The organism is Aeromonas sp. L_1B5_3, from assembly GCF_963866575.1.
GTDB lineage: Bacteria > Pseudomonadota > Gammaproteobacteria > Enterobacterales > Aeromonadaceae > Aeromonas > Aeromonas jandaei.
In genome coordinates, this window is record NZ_CAWMDN010000132.1 from 26,536 (window position 1) to 41,716 (window position 15,181).

The window sequence follows — 15,181 nt, forward strand, 5'->3', positions numbered from 1 at the left end:
TCTAAAGAAACAAAACCTATGGGGAGGTTATACTCCTCAGCCCCTTCAGGTAGCGCTCCATAGTGGATGACTATGGCAGTCCTGCACCTATTAGATGCAGAACCAGCAGCCCGGTATGATGGCCTGGCCACTTCGGCGCTGACTCCTTTCCTTGTGCATCATCGGCATCACCCTCCGCACAAGTAGTCATAGGCAGCGCGCCTCTACTTAAAGGTATTCGAGAGACATTTTATCCAGCTGGCAGCTTATAGCAAGTTTTTTGATTAAATAATCATGATGTATGGCGTTAGCTCCCAAAATGGTAGTCAATTGATGCAGCTTTGCTTCTTTTTGCGACACATTTAACCAATCAAAGTCTCATAAGCATCCATTAATATGATTGAATGCCGAATATAATCTCTCGTGATGACGATTTATCTTCTACTTATTATTTTTGCCCTTCTTGACTTATTTAAAGTGACACGTAAAAATCAGGATGAACATAATATTTCCTTCTGACTTGACGTGGACAATCCTATGAATGAATTTTTGAAAGTGCTGCTTAATATCCGCAGTCTGCGTGCCACCTGCCGTGAACTCTCTCTGGAGCAGCTGGAAGAAGCGCTGGAAAAACTCTCAGCAATCGTTGCCGAACGTCAGCAGGATGAAGCCGCTGAGCGTCAGGCTCGTGAAGAGCATCTGCGTAAAATCAATGAATATACCGAAATGCTGAAAGCTGCCGGTATTGATCCTGCAGAGCTGGTCAGCGCCGTTGCAGCTACTCCAGCCAAGGCAGAAAAAGCCAAGCGCGCCCCTCGCCCTGCCAAATATCGTTATGATGATAACGGTGTAGAGAAGACCTGGACCGGTCAGGGTCGTATGCCTTCTGCTATTGCCAAAGCAGTTGAAGCAGGTAAATCACTGGAAGATTTCGCGATCTGATTTCAGTGATAGATACCAATAAAAAACCTCGCTATTGCGAGGTTTTTTATTGGCTACGTTCTGAATGTTTATCTGCGATCAGTGGCTTTAACCCAGAATACTTCTTGTCCCTCTGACTGGCAGACAAGATAGCGGGCAATGGTAAAGAACCAGTCGCTCATCCGGTTGAGATAGGCCAGCGCTTCGGGATTGACGCACTCTTCGCGGCTCAGGGTCAACAGGAGGCGCTCGCAGTGACGAACTAGCGTCCGCACCACATGGGCCTGCGCCGCCGCACGGGAGCCGCCGGGCAGAATAAACTGGCGCAACGGCGGCAAATGTTCGCTGTAGCTGTCGATCTGTTGTTCCAGTCTGACAATCCAGCTCTCATTGACTTGCCAGATTGACTCATTTTGGGCTGCGCTGGAAAATGCCAATTCACCGCCCAGATCAAATAGCTCTTGCTGCAACAACTGCAGATCCGCCAATAAACCGGCTTCTTGCCGAGGGATCTCGCAAATCAGCAGACCTATATGAGAGTTGAGCTCGTCAATATAGCCATAGGTTTCTACCCGCAAATGATCCTTGGCCAAACGGGTACCATCGGCCAACCGGGTCATCCCCTTGTCACCCTGCCGGGTATATATTCTCATTCTGACATCCTGTTAATAATGGGAATAATCATGGACTCCAACCCGTTGAGCTTGATCTCGTATGCAAGAGCCAATGTCTGGCCCAGTTTACCCGCCGGAAAACCACTGCGGGCCATCCACACCAGATAAGGCTCTGGAATATCGATGATGCGCCGCCCCTGATATTTGCCGTAAGGCATTTTATGGCTCAGGGTAAGCAGCACCTGCTCATCGGATAGCCACTCCATATTAATCGATATCCAGATATTTATGGGTCTGAATAGAGAGTCGCCAATTACGCGCAATACAGGTTGCCATCGCGAGCTGGGTGGCTCGTGGTTTCTGACTGATAGGCTGCAATGCGATAACAACATTCGGACGCAGGTTTGCGGTAACCAGCAGAGCATCAAGCTCTTCAATATGATGTTCTGTTGCCACCGGATGCTTGATCTCATTGGCCCGCTCAAGTGCAGAGACCAGCACCGGCAACCCGCCTTTCATGCCGATCTTGGGTGATACCGTGACCCAGGTCTGCTCATGAGTCTTGATTTCGCTGGTACCACTGGTTTCAATCTGAACCTGATAACCCGCGGCCAACAGCGCTGACGAGAGCTCGGTCAGATCGTAGAGACAGGGCTCGCCACCGGTGATCACCACATGACGCGCCTGATAGCCAAGCTCGACAAAGCTGGCGAGGATCTGCCCGGTAGTGAGCTGGCTCCAGCAATCCGACTCGTTGGAGCGATCCAGCACACGCTCTCTGCCCACTTCACGAGCAGGATCGACCACCCAGGTGTGTCGGGTATCGCACCAGGGGCAGCCCACCGGGCACCCTTGCAGGCGAACGAAGATGGCAGGCAGGCCGGTAAAGACCCCCTCCCCCTGGATGGTCTGGAATATCTCGTTGATTGGGTAGTGCATCTTGGTCACAGCTTGTTGCAAAAGCCGCGGATTATACCCCAATCATCAGCCAGAGGCAGGCTCATGCTCCGCTTTTCTCACCCAGCCCGGTTTTCTCACGCATTTTGGCCATGATCCCCGCTTTGTCTGCCAGATAGCCATGCAATCCGCGGCTACGCAGATTACATGCGGGACAGGTGCCACAGCCATCGCCAGCGATGCCGTTGTAGCAGGTCAGCGTCTGCTGGCGCACCGTATCGAGATGGCCATAGTGATCCGCCAGCGCCCAGGTTTCAGCCTTGTCGAGCCACATCAGTGGAGTTTCAAAACGGATGCCGCGATCCAACCCCAAGGAGACCGCCTGATTGAGCGCCTTCACGAACTCGTCGCGACAGTCGGGATAACCGGAAAAATCGGTCTCGCATACCCCGGTGATCACCGCTTCGGCACCGACCTGATAGGCATAGATAGAGGCCAGCGTGAGGAACAGGATATTGCGGCCCGGCACGAAGGTATTGGGCAGGCCATTATCCTGCAGATCACAGCTCACCGGGATATCATCACGAGTCAGTGCCGAGATAGCCAGCTCGTTGAGCAAGGTAACATCCATCACCTTGTGAGCGGTGACACCCAGCAGTTGCACCAGATGACAGGCGGTATCGATCTCTTCCCGATGACGCTGGCCATAGTCGAATGTGATCGCATGAACTTCGTCATAATTGGCCAGCGCCTGTACCAGACAGGTAGTGCTGTCCTGACCGCCACTAAATACCACAACTGCTTTTTTCATACGGAGAACTCCTTGCAATGTCATGTCCGGCGCCCCTCGGCAAAGGCTTGCCACTGGGTATTGAGCCGTTCGAAAAGGGTAAGCAGGGGGGCATAGCGTTCGGGCTCGCCCTCCCATTGAGATAACAGATGGGAGCCCGCCTCTATGGTCGAGAGGGCTTCAGGAAACGGCTTTTTACGAATTGCATATTGCCCTGCGATGGCGCCAAGCCCGATCCGCGGCAAGCGGGCCAGTGCCGGGTTGCTCTGCAACATCCGAAAGGCTTTGCGCCAGGTGCCATCGAGCAGAATAAACGCTACGGCGGTCGCACCTGATGAGACGCTCGCCATCTGCTCTCTGAGCTCAGCAGGTGAAATGGCTTCTTCATCCGGCCAGAGCAGATAACAGCGCAACGAGGGGTCGGCAAGCAGGTCGTTGAGCCACGTATCGCGGGAAAAATCCTCCCCGACCCGGATCTCTGCCTGTTGCAGCGAGGCAGCCAGCAGCGCTGCCGTGCCTTTGGGGTGGGCCACTTCATAGGGATGCTGAAGAATGTAGAGAGGCGTACGGTTTTCAAGTGGCACGATATATTCGCACAGGCACGCTTTGAGGGCTCGGGTACAGCGTGTACAGTATCGACTGTTTTTGTCGTTGGGCTGTTTCATGTCGTCAGAAAAATCTGGATTGCTCTGGGTTATCACGCTCTCTCTCACCAGCTTTTTGCTCTTTTTTACCGTGCCGGATCTCCAGCTCTCCTTCGACCGGGCAGAGATTGCTCACGGTGAAGGGTGGAGGATCATAACAGGCAATCTGGCTCATACCAATCTGTGGCATCTGCTGCTCAATCTGGCAGGTTTAATTATCCTCTACTGCCTGTTTCGCGACTATCTGGGCCATAACCGGCTGCCACTCCTGATGCTGCAGCTCTGGAGTGCCGTGGGGCTCGGGATCTGGTTCTGGTGCCCGCACACCCAGTGGTATATGGGGCTGTCGGGATCACTACACGGACTGTTTGTCTGGGGAGCCATGCAGGATATCCGGCATGGTCGCCGTACATCGGGCTGGCTGTTGCTGGCTGGCGTGGGGCTCAAGCTGGCAATGGATTTCTACAATGCGGGCGAAAGTCCGATATCGACCCTGATCGGTGCCAGAGTCCACATAGAATCTCATCTGATTGGTGCTGGTGCAGGCCTGCTACTCGGCCTGCACCCGGTCTCGGTGACGGCAGGGCTTACGCCCCCGCCAGCTCGCGATTGATGGCAGCCAGCATGGCTGCAGGGTCAGCGGCCTGAGTGATGGGACGGCCAACCACCAGATAGTCGGACCCCGCGTCCACAGCGGCTTTTGGTGTCATCACGCGGCGCTGATCACCGGCTTCGGAGCCGCTTGGCCGGATCCCCGGGGTCACCAGCTTGAAATCCGCGCCCAGCAGCGCCTTCAGCTCGCGCGCTTCATTGGCCGAGCAAACCACACCGTCAAGCCCGGACTCTTTGGTCAGCCTGGCCAACCGGATCACTTGCTCGGCAGGGGTCACATCAAGGCCCAGCGGCGCCATGTCGGATTGCTCCATGCTGGTCAGCACGGTCACCCCAATCAGCAGCGGCGCCTTGTCACCGTAAGGCTGCAGCGCATCGACGGCGGCCCGCATCATTCGCTCGCCACCACTGGCATGCACGTTGACCATCCAGACGCCGAGCTCGGCACTGGCGGCTACCGCCTTGGCGACGGTATTGGGAATATCGTGAAATTTCAGATCCAGAAAGACATCAAATCCCTTGGCAACCAGCTGTCGTACAAACTGCGGGCCAAACAGGGTAAACATCTCCTTGCCAACCTTGAGACGGCACTCGGCCGGAGAAATACGTTCAATGAACGCCAAGGCATCAGCTTCGTTCTGATAATCCAGCGCTACCAGTACTTTTGGATCGAGCATCTCACTTCCTATTGATGGTTATTCACCGTCCAGACCACGGATCGGCTTGATGGAACCCCACTGCCGGCAGGATGGACACTGCCAGAACAACGAGTGAGTGGCAAAGCCGCACTGCCGACACTTGTGGGTTGATTTGATTTTGATCTGTTCGCCAACCAGCTGCTGCAACAACTCGAGGCTCTCCTTGGCTGGCCCCTCCTCTGCACTGGCCAGCTGAAAGCCGACCAGCTGGTAAAATCCTTTCATGGAGGGGTGACGACGCAACTGGCGCAGCACCAGGGCGCGAGCCTGACTCAGGCCATCGCGCTCCTCGACCAACTCGGCAAGAGCCAGCGTAACCGTCACACCAGCATGCTCTTCAACCGCTTTCTCGAGCAGCGGGATGAGGGTGTGAGTACGCCCCAATTGCTGATAGCACTCAAGCAACTTGGGCATCGCTTCCGAGGCAAAATCGATATCCTGTTCAAATACCTGCAGCAGCTCCTTACTTGCCTGTTCATACTCTCCCTCTTCCATTGCCAGCTCAGCCAGACGCAGACTGGCACGGGCACAGCATGAATTGACGCTGAGCGCTCGCTTGAACTTGGCAAGCGCAGTGGACTTGTCGCCATCACGCAGCGCACTTTCAGCCTGCTCGCAATAAAAGTGGGAGATAGGTTCGGCCAGCTTCTTGCCTTGATACTTTTGCAGGCGAACCGCCACCGAGATGGCATTGTCCCAGTCACGCAGTTGCTGATGGATGATCAACAGCTGGGCCAGCGCCGTCTCTTCGAAGTCACTGTCTTCGCACAGCTCGTTCCAGAGCGCTTCGGCCCGATCCAGCAAGCCAGCGGCAAGAAAGTCGCGGGCCAACTCCTGCAGCGCAAGCTGGCGCTGCTCGCGAGTCAACTGGCGGGTGACCAGGTTCTGGTGGATCTTGATGGCCCTGTCTACTTCGCCACGCTGGCGAAACAGGTTGCCGAGAGAGAGATGGGTTTCGATGGTTTCACTGTCCACTTCCAGCAGCTGGATAAAGAGATCCACCGCCTTGTCGGATTCATCGGACAGCAAATAGTTGAGACCCGCCACATATTGGCGGGAAAACTGGTTACTCTGTTTCTGGGTGTCCTGGCGAACACTCCTGCGCCCCATGTACCAGCCATAACCGGCGGCAATGGGCAGCAGCAGGAAAAGCAGTTCAAGCATTGAGGAACATTATTCCTTACCCGCTGAACGGGCCAGCTCCAACTCGCGGGTTTGACGACGCATGGTGCGGTTGAGGGTGCGGTTTTGCAGCTTCAAACGCAGGAAAAGCAGGCCGAAGACCAGCCAGCCCAGCATGAAACCACCGGCAAAAAAGAATCCCAGCAGCATGGCGAGGGAGAATTCACCCTGAGCAATCAGGTAATTGAACTGAACCAGTTGGCCATTTTGTGAGCCTAACGCCATGGTGAGGACAAACACCAGCACCAGCGGAATGAGGGCCAAAACATGCTTCATAAGAGCTCCCTGTCAGTATCTAATGAGAGGCTGATTATCCTTAAAATCACAGGCAGACTCTAGAGTGAATGGGAAAAGAGTTTGATAAACAAGATGGTTGGCACGATTTGTGTGCCAAAAACAAAAAAGGCATACCCGAGGTATGCCCATTTTCGCATTATTCGATGATGTTGACGCGCTCGCGCAACTCTTTGCCAGGCTTGAAGTGCGGGACATATTTCCCGGTCAGTTCAACCTTGTCCCCGGTCTTGGGGTTGCGGCCCACACGAGGGGCACGATAGTGCAGTGAAAAACTGCCGAATCCACGGATTTCAATCCGGTCGCCGTTTTGCAAGGTCGACGCCATCTGCTCAAGGATCTCCTTGATGGCGGCTTCGACATCCTTGGCCGGCATATGCATGCGGCTGGCTGCCAGTTGTTCGATGAGATCTGATTTGGTCATAACGTTAAATCTCCTTCCCCGATCACATGCAATAATCATTTTGCCAGGATAAAAAAGGGCGGCGCAATGCCGCCCTTTTCTTGCATCAAGGATTACTCACCCTTGGCGGCTTTGAACGCTTCAGCCATAGCATTGCTGAACACAACTTCTTCTTGCTGGTTCAGGTTATCGATAGCAACGCGCTCGTCAGCTTCGTCCTTAGCACGGACAGACAGGCTTACGGTGCGGTTCTTACGATCAACGCCCATGAATTTAGCTTCAACTTCGTCACCAACAGACAGCACCAGAGTGGCGTCTTCTACGCGGTCACGAGCAGCGTCGGAGGCACGCAGGTAGCCTTCTACGCCGTCAGCCAGTTCGATAACGGCACCTTTGGCATCAACCTCGGTAACCTTACCCTTCACAATAGCACCTTTCTTGTTGTCAGACAGGTACTTATTGAACGGGTCTTCTTCGATCTGCTTGACGCCCAGGGAGATGCGCTCACGCTCCGGGTCAACTTGCAGAACAACGGCTTCGATCTCGTCGCCTTTCTTGAATTCACGAACTGCTTCTTCGCCCTGGTTGTTCCAGGAGATGTCAGACAGGTGAACCAGACCGTCGATGCCGCCGTCCAGACCGATGAAGATACCGAAGTCAGTGATAGACTTGATCTTGCCGGAAACACGGTCGCCTTTGGCGTGAGTTTCGGCAAACAGCTGCCACGGGTTGGATTTGCACTGCTTCAGACCCAGGGAGATACGACGACGCTCTTCGTCGATGTCCAGAACCATCACGTCAACCACGTCGCCAACGTTAACAACTTTGGACGGGTGGATGTTCTTGTTGGTCCAATCCATCTCGGATACGTGTACCAGGCCTTCAACGCCTTCTTCGATTTCAACGAAGCAGCCGTAGTCGGTCAGGTTGGTCACGCGGCCAGACAGACGGGTGGTCTCCGGGTAACGCTTGGCGATAGCAACCCACGGATCTTCGCCCAGTTGCTTCAGACCCAGAGATACACGGGTACGCTCGCGGTCGAACTTCAGAACCTTGACAGCGATCTCGTCGCCAACGTTGACGATTTCGGAAGGATGCTTAACGCGCTTCCACGCCATGTCGGTGATGTGCAGCAGGCCGTCAACACCGCCCAGATCTACGAATGCACCGTAGTCGGTCAGGTTCTTGACGATACCCTTAACTTCTTGACCTTCTTGCAGGTTAGCCAGCAGGCTTTCACGCTCGGAGGTGTTCTCGGTTTCGATCACTGCGCGACGGGAAACAACAACGTTGTTGCGCTTCTGGTCCAGCTTGATGACTTTGAACTCGAGTTCTTTGTTTTCCAGGTGAGCGGTGTCACGGATCGGACGCACGTCAACCAGAGAACCCGGCAGGAAGGCACGGATGCCGTTCAGTTCAACGGTGAAACCACCCTTGACCTTGCCGTTGATGATACCGATAACGGTAGCTTGCTCTTCGTAAGCTTTTTCAAGCTGCAGCCAGGCTTCGTGGCGCTTGGCTTTTTCGCGGGACAGCTTGGTTTCGCCGAAACCATCTTCGATAGAGTCCAGAGCCACGTCAACGGAGTCACCTACGTTGATTTCCAGCTCGCCCATGGCGTTCTTGAATTCTTCAGCCGGGATAGCGGACTCGGATTTCAGACCGGCGTCAACCAGTACGAAACCGTTCTCGATAGCAACGACAGTACCCTTGACGATGGAACCTTGACGGGTTTCAACGGCGTTCAGGGACTCTTCAAAGAGTTGAGCAAAAGATTCGATCATTAGTTTATGTCACAAATGAAACATCCACTTGTCATCCAGCACAAGCGGGGTTGTTTTTAATAATCTGCGCCATCCATGGTGCAGACGACCGAATGTCAGCTTGCGCTGGCATCTCCGAGTTGTTGCTCTGCATAGGCGAGCACTGTTGCCAGTACCTCTTCTATGGTCATGGTGGTTGAATCCACCACAAGAGCATCTTCTGCCGGTTTCAGAGGGGCAACGGCGCGATTTCTATCGCGATCGTCACGCTCACGGATCTCGGTTAAAAGACACTCAAAGTTAACATCAAAGCCCTTATCTTGCAACTGCTTATAGCGGCGCTGAGCCCGCTCTTCGGCACTTGCGTCGAGGAAAATCTTCACTTCGGCTTCAGGGAAAACCACTGTACCCATGTCACGGCCATCAGCAATCAGCCCCGGCGCCTGACGAAATGCCCGCTGACGGCGCAGCAGAGCTTCACGCACGCGCGGGAATGCCGCGATTTTACTGGCGGCGTTGCCGACCTGCTCGGTCCGGATGGTACGGGAGACATCCTCTCCCTCCAGGATCACCTTGACCAGATCACCTTCCACCTGAAACTGCACATCCAGATTGGCGGCCAGCGGCACCAGCGCGGCTTCGGAATCGAGCTCGACATCATGATGCAGGGCAGCCAGTGACAACACCCGATAGATGGCGCCGGAGTCGAGCAGGTGCCAACCCAGCTTTTCTGCCAGCAACTGGCACAAGGTGCCCTTGCCCGCACCACTTGGGCCATCAATTGTCATTACGGGGGCCATCTGAGGCATAACTTCTCTCCTGCACAATGTTGCTCCCGCTCCTTGGAGCGAGTTAATGGGCGCCGATTATACCCGAATGTGCCGGCGCTGGCAGTTATCTGTCACCAGATTTGCGCAAAAGGGGAAAATAGGGATACCAACGACGCCATCTGTTGATTTGCTTCACTATTTCATTAATCAATGCGGGGACTTGTTCTTATGGTCGTCATCCAGAAGGCACGCTAAACTGGGCCCCTTTTTCTGAGCAGTTGTAGTAAGGAGCAACCTATGAGCAGCGTTACCCTAGTGGCCAAATCCAAGTTGCCAACCCCTTGGGGCACCTTCACGCTGGTAGGTTTTCAGGAAACCGGCACAGGCAAGGATCACGCAGCCCTGGTGATGGGCGATATCACTGGTGCCGAACCCGTTCTCGGGCGTATTCACTCCGAATGTCTGACCGGTGATGCCCTGTTCAGCTTGCGCTGTGATTGCGGTTTCCAGCTGCAAGCCGCATTGGAGAACATCGCAAAGGCGGGCCGTGGCGTGCTGTTGTATGTCCGTCAGGAGGGTCGCGGTATCGGTCTGTTGAACAAGATCCGCGCCTATCACCTGCAAGATCAGGGCGCCGATACCGTTGAGGCCAACGTGGCGCTCGGCTTTGCCGCCGACATGCGCGACTACACCATCTGTGCCGACATGCTCAAACAGCTGGAGGTGCAATCCCTCAAGCTGATGACCAACAACCCGCGCAAGATGAAGGCGATGGAATCCTTTGGCATTCCGGTGACCGAGCGAGTTCCCCTGCAGGAGGGGCGCAATCCCCACAACGAATTCTACCTCTCGACCAAGGCCAGCAAACTGGATCACATGTTGAAAAAGTGATGTTGGCTGACAGAGATGCTGACCGGCAATAAAAAACGCCTCCCTGCGGAGGCGTTTTTTATTTGTACTCCAGGTATTTGGACTACAGGCTTCTCAGCGCTCGGGCAAGGTGGCCAGCAGCGCCTGCCACTCCCGCTGATTAGGTGCGGCAAGATACTCATCAAGCCGCTCATGGCTGAGCGTCGGTACAAGCCGCGCAATGAAATCATAAAGATAAGCAGGTACAAATGCCCCTCTGCGCAGACCAATAGCCGCCATACCGGCCGGCAGATCGGGTAGCGCCTTCATCACCAGATCATCATCGCGGCCCGTTTCCCGGGCCAGCATTGCCATGATGCCAAACCCCATCCCCTGCCTGACATAGGTTTTCAGCACGTCGCTGTCACTGGCCAGACAGACAATGCGATGCTCCTCATGGGCTGACGTTGGTGCCAATGATCTTCCGTCGCTGATCAGCGGCACATTGCCCAAGTCAGCCAGTGAACTCGGCGAGCGTGCCGCCACAGGATGGCCCGTCGGCACCACCAGCCCCCGCAGCCAGCGAAAGCTCGGCAGGATCAGCAACCCCTCGTCGCAATGATCTTCGATATCATCAAGCAACATCAGTTGAGCGCTACCGCTTTGCAGGGCACTGCAACATGTTGCTGCATCTCCCTGCATCAGGGTAAGCGTCACCTTGGGAAAACGGGCGACAAATCCCTTGATTAGGTCGGGCAGGATATAGCGGGCCTGCAGATGGGTCGCGGCGACGGTAAGCTGTCCCTGTTCCGGGTGGATATGAGCCCTCGCCATCGTCTTGATGGTTGCCACCTTCTCCAGCACGTCGGTCGCGACCTTGATCACCTCCTGACCGATCGGGGTGATCCGGGTCAGATGCTTGCCGCTTCGCTCGAAGATCTGGATGCCAAGCTCATCTTCCAGCATTCGTACCTGCTTGCTGATCCCGGGCTGGGAGGTATAGAGGCTCTCGGCTGTCGCCGACAGATTAAGGCCGTGATTCGCCACTTCGACGATATAACGCAGTTGCTGCAGCTTCATGGCGCAATCCTCTGGCGGAGACACCACTAATAGTAATCAATTTTTGCCAGCCCACTGCCGACACGGCCCAGCCCCATCAGGCTGGGCGATCTTTAAGCAAGAAATCACGCAGGGCACGGTTGGCCATAGAGAGCGGATCACCCCGTCGCCACGCTACGCAGAGATCGAGAAAAATCGGCGGTTCGAAAGGCACGCCGCACAAGTCCGGCTCCTCCTCCAGCACCATCCGCAAAAAGGTGGTCACGGCAAAACCCTGACGCACCACCGCCTTGAGCAGGGGGATCAGGTTGCTCTCGAAGGCGATGTCGGGCTCGACCCCGAGCTTCTGTGCCAGTGCCTCCATGTGCTCCCGGTGGTAAAAGCCACGCCGGAACAGAGCCAACTCCTGAGTAAAGAACTGGGCGAGCGTGACGGATGCTGCACCGCGCAGCGGATGATCCTCCCCCACCACCATCAGCATCTCTTCGCTCAGCAGATGGGCCCCTTCAATGGCCGGGGGCAGATCACTGGTGATCAGGATGGCGAGATCCAGAGTGCCATCCACCATCCGGCTCAGCAGCTCCCGGGTGCCCGCCTCCTCCACCCGGATCTTGAGTCCGGGATAACGATGTTTGAAAGCCATCAGGCGCGAAGGAAAGTAGTAAGAGCCCATCATGTAGGGGATCCCGATACGCACCTCCCCCCGCTCCAGCCCCTTGAGCTCAGCCATCTCGGCCTCAGCCTGGTGCATCTGCAACAACAGGCGCTCGGCGTGGCGACAGAGCACCTCCCCCTCCGGCGTCAGCCGTACCGCCCTGTCCTGACGGTCGAACAGGCGCAGCTCAAGCTGCTGCTCCAGCTTGGCAATGGCCATGCTGATGGCGGGCTGGGCCACATGCAGGCTGTTGGCCGCCCGGGTAAAAGAGCCGGCATCCCTGACCGCCAGCAGATAGGTGAGTTGTTTCAGGTCCATGTATCAATTCATCTTATGAGATGGATAACTTAAATATATTATATTTATATCTATGCGTGCCTTACCCTGATGAAAAATGGTCAGGACGATATGCAATGATCGAAGCCGGTAGTCGTGAATGGATACGCGCCACCCTGGCGCTCAGCCTGGGATCCTTTCTGGTCTTTCTCAATCTCTATCAAACCCATCCCCTGCTCCCGCTGCTGGCTCAGGTCTTCTCGGTCAACTCGCTCGCCGCCAGCTGGACGCTGGCGGGTTGTACCGCCGGGCTGGCTGCCTCCCTGCTACTGTGTGCCCGACTGGCGGATCGCCATGGCCGTCGCCAGATCATGCTGGGAACCCTCACTTTGGCCATCCTGCTCTCCCTGCTGATCCCTCTCGTCGAACAGTTTCGCACCCTGCTCATACTGCGCGTGCTGCAAGGCGCGCTGCTGGCGGGCCTGCCGGCAACAGCTATCGCCTATATGGGCGAGGAGTTCAGCAAGCGGGCACTGCTCTCGGCGGTCGGGGTCTATATCGCAGCCAACTCCCTTGGCGGGATCGCAGGACGCGTGGTGGGCGGGCTGTTGGCCGGCTGGTTTGGCGACTGGCAGCACACCTTCCTCGGGGTCGGGGTGATCAGCCTGTCGCTCTTGCCGCTGGTCTTCTGGCTGCTGCCAAAACAGGCTCGTTTTGTTCCCGTCAATCCGGCTCCGGGCCAGTTTGCCCGCGCCCTGCACGGTCATCTGACCAACCCGCTGCTGGTGGGTGCCTATCTGATTGGCGGACTCAACTTCATGGTCTTTTTGAACCAGTTCAGTTATCTCACCTTTTTGCTGGCCAAGCCCCCCTTCTCCCTGCCGACCCAGTGGCTCGGCATGCTCTTTCTCACCTATCTCTCGGGTACGGTCGCCTCTTCTCTCAGCGGTCGCTGCGCCAATCGCTGGGGAGCGCAGCGCATGTTGCTTGGCGGCATTGCCCTCATGGCGCTCGGTAGCCTCTGCTTGCTGCAAGGCACTCTGCCCGCCATTTTGAGCGGCCTGCTCATCTCGAGCTTCGGTTTTTTCATGGCGCACGCTTGTGCCAGTGCCTGGGTCGGCCACCATGTCGAGCACAACCGGGCGCTCGCCTCCTCCCTCTATCTGGTGGCCTACTATCTGGGCGCCAGTCTGGGCGGGCTCTACCTCCACCCCTTCTGGGAGAAGGGAGGGCTGTGTGGTCTGGTGCTGGGGATCGAGCTGGTGATGCTCCTGACCGCAGGCCTTGGGATTTGGCTAGGCCGTCTGAAACAACGCGGTGAGCATGGGCTGACGCCTCACCACTTCGCATAAGCAAAGAAAAAGAGAGGGGCACCCGGGTGCCCCTCTCTTCATCCGATATCAATCTTCCAAGCCCTTAGTGGGTCTCGAAATAGTCGTCAGGTACCGCCACCACTGCACCTGTCGCCACCTCTTCGGCGATCACCTCCGCCAGCGGGCGCAGGTGAAACTTGATCTGCCCAGAAGGCAGCATCAGCGCCACATCGGGATTGCGACTATCCAGCATGTTGCCAGTTTTGAAGGGAAGCTCGGGATGGCGCTCCACCAGCGTCTGAAGAGAAGGCACCACCAGCTCGATATGCTCAAGCCCGGCCTGATGAGTGCGGCCCGGTTTGGGCGCCGCCAGCTCGATGCAGGGAACGCGTACCGCTCCGACCAGTACTGGCTGATGCAGCTGATAAGTAGCAATGGGGCGGCCACCAATCATCCCCTCCACCAGCAGCTCTCCCGCCCCCGTCAGCAGCTCGTTGAGGTGCTGATATTCGGGCAAGGTGGCGGCACGATAGCAGAGATGATCGATGTGAGGTTCAGTGAAAGAGAGGCCACATTCGGCCAATTCAGCCAACAACCGGGCAACAAAAGGGGTCATCGGCCCCAGAGTAGAATCGAGTGGGTGAGACATGCTTACCATTTCTTCTTGGGTTGAAACAGGACATCGAGCTCGTCGGCTTCCTTGTCCTTGATGTTTTGCAGATCCTGCGCGCTGTTTTGCTGCTGCAGCTCTTCGAGCTCCTTGAGCCCCTGCCGCATATCCTCTTCTCGAGCCAGCAGATAGGGATCCTTGTCCACTACGCTGGCCATGGCGGAGAGCCCTTTGGTGTAGAGCTGGCGGCAAGTGCCGTACTGGCCCTGAATTCGGGCATCCATCGCCCGCTTGACCAGATTCGAGATATTGATCTTCAGCTGCATCAGCTCAAGGCGGCGATCTTCCTGGGCAAACCCTTGCGGATCAATCTTGCCCTTGTTGTGCTCGACCCGCAGCACGGCCCGCATCTTCTTGACCAGCTGCAGCATCTGGATAGCTTGGCGATCGGACTCGGGCGTCTTGAAGTGCCCCTCATCCTGCGCGCTGTAGTTCTCCTGCACATTCTTGATCTGGGTCTGCACATCAACGATGCGCTGCTTGATCTGGCTGTTTGGCATCACCTGGGCAATGGCGCGATAGGCATCCAGAATGCGGTGTTGCATCAGCAGCACCATGTTTTTGGAAAAGGGCACCAGATTGACGTTCAGCAGCACCTCTTCGGTCTCGTCAGCCACCGTTTTGTGTCTGGCAACCGCGTGGCGCTTGTCCGACTCAGCTTTCTGCTTATATTGCTGCACCACGTTATAGGCGATAACCAAAAACAGGAGTGCGCCAATAGACAGCAATACCAAAGTTAAAATCATAGGATGTTCAAACCCCTGTCCCAATCCAATTGCGTGATCCTACAAC

At 55.9% G+C, this 15,181-nt stretch carries 19 protein-coding genes and 1 riboswitch; of the genes, 4 read left to right on the top strand and 15 right to left on the bottom strand.

The window, feature by feature from the left end; all coding sequences use genetic code 11:
* Positions 1-42: 42 nt before the first annotated feature.
* Positions 43-214, bottom strand: a riboswitch (Lysine riboswitch).
* Positions 215-516: 302 nt separating this feature from the next.
* Complete coding sequence (locus tag AACR93_RS17105; RefSeq protein ID WP_033114565.1) at positions 517-921, top strand: H-NS family histone-like protein; 405 nt, start codon at positions 517-519, stop codon at positions 919-921.
* 68 nt (positions 922-989) lie between these two features.
* Here the strand turns inward: AACR93_RS17105 and AACR93_RS17110 are convergent, their stop codons facing one another.
* From AACR93_RS17110 to AACR93_RS17130, 5 genes are all read right to left on the bottom strand, one after another.
* Positions 990-1,553: a cob(I)yrinic acid a,c-diamide adenosyltransferase gene (locus tag AACR93_RS17110; RefSeq protein WP_043851457.1), complete on the bottom strand. Its 564-nt coding sequence runs from the start codon at positions 1,551-1,553 to the stop codon at positions 990-992.
* Positions 1,550-1,780, bottom strand: coding sequence for a DUF3820 family protein (locus AACR93_RS17115; RefSeq protein ID WP_033114563.1), 231 nt, complete (start codon positions 1,778-1,780; stop codon positions 1,550-1,552). Before AACR93_RS17115 ends, AACR93_RS17110 begins: the two co-directional genes overlap by 4 nt.
* A gap of 1 nt (position 1,781) precedes the next feature.
* On the bottom strand, positions 1,782-2,453 hold the full coding sequence (gene queE / locus AACR93_RS17120; RefSeq protein ID WP_043851509.1) for a 7-carboxy-7-deazaguanine synthase QueE: 672 nt from the start codon (positions 2,451-2,453) through the stop codon (positions 1,782-1,784).
* 61 nt (positions 2,454-2,514) lie between these two features.
* A complete protein-coding gene (gene queC / locus AACR93_RS17125) occupies positions 2,515-3,222 on the bottom strand; it encodes a 7-cyano-7-deazaguanine synthase QueC (protein ID WP_043851458.1) in 708 nt (235 codons plus the stop codon).
* A 20-nt stretch (positions 3,223-3,242) separates the two neighbouring features.
* Positions 3,243-3,866: a tRNA-uridine aminocarboxypropyltransferase gene (locus AACR93_RS17130; protein WP_043851459.1), complete on the bottom strand. Its 624-nt coding sequence runs from the start codon at positions 3,864-3,866 to the stop codon at positions 3,243-3,245.
* Here AACR93_RS17130 and rrtA point away from each other — a divergent pair.
* Positions 3,865-4,458 (top strand): rhombosortase, encoded by a 594-nt coding sequence (rrtA, locus tag AACR93_RS17135; protein WP_082044147.1) that lies wholly within the window; start codon positions 3,865-3,867, stop codon positions 4,456-4,458. The two genes, AACR93_RS17130 and rrtA, sit on opposite strands and share 2 nt — an antisense overlap.
* On the opposite strand, the gene pyrF is transcribed toward rrtA, so the two are convergent.
* The 6 genes from pyrF to cmk all read right to left on the bottom strand — a co-directional run bounded on the left by pyrF (position 4,433) and on the right by cmk (position 9,606).
* Complete coding sequence (pyrF, locus tag AACR93_RS17140; RefSeq protein ID WP_043851460.1) at positions 4,433-5,134, bottom strand: orotidine-5'-phosphate decarboxylase; 702 nt, start codon at positions 5,132-5,134, stop codon at positions 4,433-4,435. The two genes, rrtA and pyrF, sit on opposite strands and share 26 nt — an antisense overlap.
* A gap of 18 nt (positions 5,135-5,152) precedes the next feature.
* Complete coding sequence (lapB, locus tag AACR93_RS17145) at positions 5,153-6,319, bottom strand: lipopolysaccharide assembly protein LapB (RefSeq protein WP_043851461.1); 1,167 nt, start codon at positions 6,317-6,319, stop codon at positions 5,153-5,155.
* 9 nt (positions 6,320-6,328) lie between these two features.
* Complete coding sequence (locus AACR93_RS17150) at positions 6,329-6,613, bottom strand: LapA family protein (RefSeq protein WP_043851462.1); 285 nt, start codon at positions 6,611-6,613, stop codon at positions 6,329-6,331.
* A 157-nt stretch (positions 6,614-6,770) separates the two neighbouring features.
* The gene (ihfB, locus tag AACR93_RS17155) at positions 6,771-7,055 is read right to left on the bottom strand and encodes an integration host factor subunit beta (protein ID WP_005299934.1); all 285 of its coding nucleotides are present in this window, start codon (positions 7,053-7,055) and stop codon (positions 6,771-6,773) included.
* A gap of 92 nt (positions 7,056-7,147) precedes the next feature.
* Positions 7,148-8,818, bottom strand: coding sequence for a 30S ribosomal protein S1 (rpsA, locus tag AACR93_RS17160; RefSeq protein ID WP_005299919.1), 1,671 nt, complete (start codon positions 8,816-8,818; stop codon positions 7,148-7,150).
* A 95-nt stretch (positions 8,819-8,913) separates the two neighbouring features.
* Positions 8,914-9,606: a (d)CMP kinase gene (cmk, locus tag AACR93_RS17165; protein WP_041207460.1), complete on the bottom strand. Its 693-nt coding sequence runs from the start codon at positions 9,604-9,606 to the stop codon at positions 8,914-8,916.
* Positions 9,607-9,864: 258 nt separating this feature from the next.
* On the opposite strand from cmk, the gene ribA reads away from it, so the two are divergent.
* A complete protein-coding gene (gene ribA, locus AACR93_RS17170) occupies positions 9,865-10,458 on the top strand; it encodes a GTP cyclohydrolase II (protein WP_043851463.1) in 594 nt (197 codons plus the stop codon).
* 93 nt (positions 10,459-10,551) lie between these two features.
* Here the strand turns inward: ribA and AACR93_RS17175 are convergent, their stop codons facing one another.
* Complete coding sequence (locus AACR93_RS17175) at positions 10,552-11,496, bottom strand: LysR substrate-binding domain-containing protein (RefSeq protein WP_043851464.1); 945 nt, start codon at positions 11,494-11,496, stop codon at positions 10,552-10,554.
* 76 nt (positions 11,497-11,572) lie between these two features.
* Positions 11,573-12,448 carry a LysR family transcriptional regulator gene (locus tag AACR93_RS17180; RefSeq protein ID WP_042032300.1) on the bottom strand — a complete coding sequence of 292 codons (876 nt, stop codon included), beginning with the start codon at positions 12,446-12,448 and terminating at the stop codon, positions 11,573-11,575.
* A gap of 95 nt (positions 12,449-12,543) precedes the next feature.
* On the opposite strand from AACR93_RS17180, the gene AACR93_RS17185 reads away from it, so the two are divergent.
* Positions 12,544-13,758, top strand: a complete 1,215-nt coding sequence (locus AACR93_RS17185) for an MFS transporter (protein ID WP_043851465.1) — start codon at positions 12,544-12,546, stop codon at positions 13,756-13,758.
* A 64-nt stretch (positions 13,759-13,822) separates the two neighbouring features.
* On the opposite strand, the gene AACR93_RS17190 is transcribed toward AACR93_RS17185, so the two are convergent.
* Both AACR93_RS17190 and AACR93_RS17195 read right to left on the bottom strand, forming a co-directional pair.
* Positions 13,823-14,377 carry a VOC family protein gene (locus tag AACR93_RS17190; protein ID WP_043851466.1) on the bottom strand — a complete coding sequence of 185 codons (555 nt, stop codon included), beginning with the start codon at positions 14,375-14,377 and terminating at the stop codon, positions 13,823-13,825.
* Positions 14,371-15,135 (bottom strand): hypothetical protein, encoded by a 765-nt coding sequence (locus tag AACR93_RS17195; protein ID WP_041207454.1) that lies wholly within the window; start codon positions 15,133-15,135, stop codon positions 14,371-14,373. Before AACR93_RS17195 ends, AACR93_RS17190 begins: the two co-directional genes overlap by 7 nt.
* Between the last annotated feature and the right edge of the window lie 46 nt (positions 15,136-15,181).

Coding starts and splice junctions, on each gene's coding strand:
- rpsA (WP_005299919.1), bottom strand. CDS start 8,818: ATGATCGAATCTTTTGCTCAACTCTTTGAAGAGTCCCTGAACGCCGTT.
- AACR93_RS17195 (WP_041207454.1), bottom strand. CDS start 15,135: ATGATTTTAACTTTGGTATTGCTGTCTATTGGCGCACTCCTGTTTTTG.
- AACR93_RS17185 (WP_043851465.1), top strand. CDS start 12,544: ATGATCGAAGCCGGTAGTCGTGAATGGATACGCGCCACCCTGGCGCTC.
- ribA (WP_043851463.1), top strand. CDS start 9,865: ATGAGCAGCGTTACCCTAGTGGCCAAATCCAAGTTGCCAACCCCTTGG.
- AACR93_RS17150 (WP_043851462.1), bottom strand. CDS start 6,613: ATGAAGCATGTTTTGGCCCTCATTCCGCTGGTGCTGGTGTTTGTCCTC.
- ihfB (WP_005299934.1), bottom strand. CDS start 7,055: ATGACCAAATCAGATCTCATCGAACAACTGGCAGCCAGCCGCATGCAT.
- AACR93_RS17105 (WP_033114565.1), top strand. CDS start 517: ATGAATGAATTTTTGAAAGTGCTGCTTAATATCCGCAGTCTGCGTGCC.
- pyrF (WP_043851460.1), bottom strand. CDS start 5,134: ATGCTCGATCCAAAAGTACTGGTAGCGCTGGATTATCAGAACGAAGCT.
- AACR93_RS17175 (WP_043851464.1), bottom strand. CDS start 11,496: ATGAAGCTGCAGCAACTGCGTTATATCGTCGAAGTGGCGAATCACGGC.
- AACR93_RS17130 (WP_043851459.1), bottom strand. CDS start 3,866: ATGAAACAGCCCAACGACAAAAACAGTCGATACTGTACACGCTGTACC.
- lapB (WP_043851461.1), bottom strand. CDS start 6,319: ATGCTTGAACTGCTTTTCCTGCTGCTGCCCATTGCCGCCGGTTATGGC.
- cmk (WP_041207460.1), bottom strand. CDS start 9,606: ATGCCTCAGATGGCCCCCGTAATGACAATTGATGGCCCAAGTGGTGCG.
- AACR93_RS17190 (WP_043851466.1), bottom strand. CDS start 14,377: ATGGTAAGCATGTCTCACCCACTCGATTCTACTCTGGGGCCGATGACC.
- queE (WP_043851509.1), bottom strand. CDS start 2,453: ATGCACTACCCAATCAACGAGATATTCCAGACCATCCAGGGGGAGGGG.
- queC (WP_043851458.1), bottom strand. CDS start 3,222: ATGAAAAAAGCAGTTGTGGTATTTAGTGGCGGTCAGGACAGCACTACC.
- AACR93_RS17115 (WP_033114563.1), bottom strand. CDS start 1,780: ATGGAGTGGCTATCCGATGAGCAGGTGCTGCTTACCCTGAGCCATAAA.
- rrtA (WP_082044147.1), top strand. CDS start 3,865: ATGTCGTCAGAAAAATCTGGATTGCTCTGGGTTATCACGCTCTCTCTC.
- AACR93_RS17110 (WP_043851457.1), bottom strand. CDS start 1,553: ATGAGAATATATACCCGGCAGGGTGACAAGGGGATGACCCGGTTGGCC.
- AACR93_RS17180 (WP_042032300.1), bottom strand. CDS start 12,448: ATGGACCTGAAACAACTCACCTATCTGCTGGCGGTCAGGGATGCCGGC.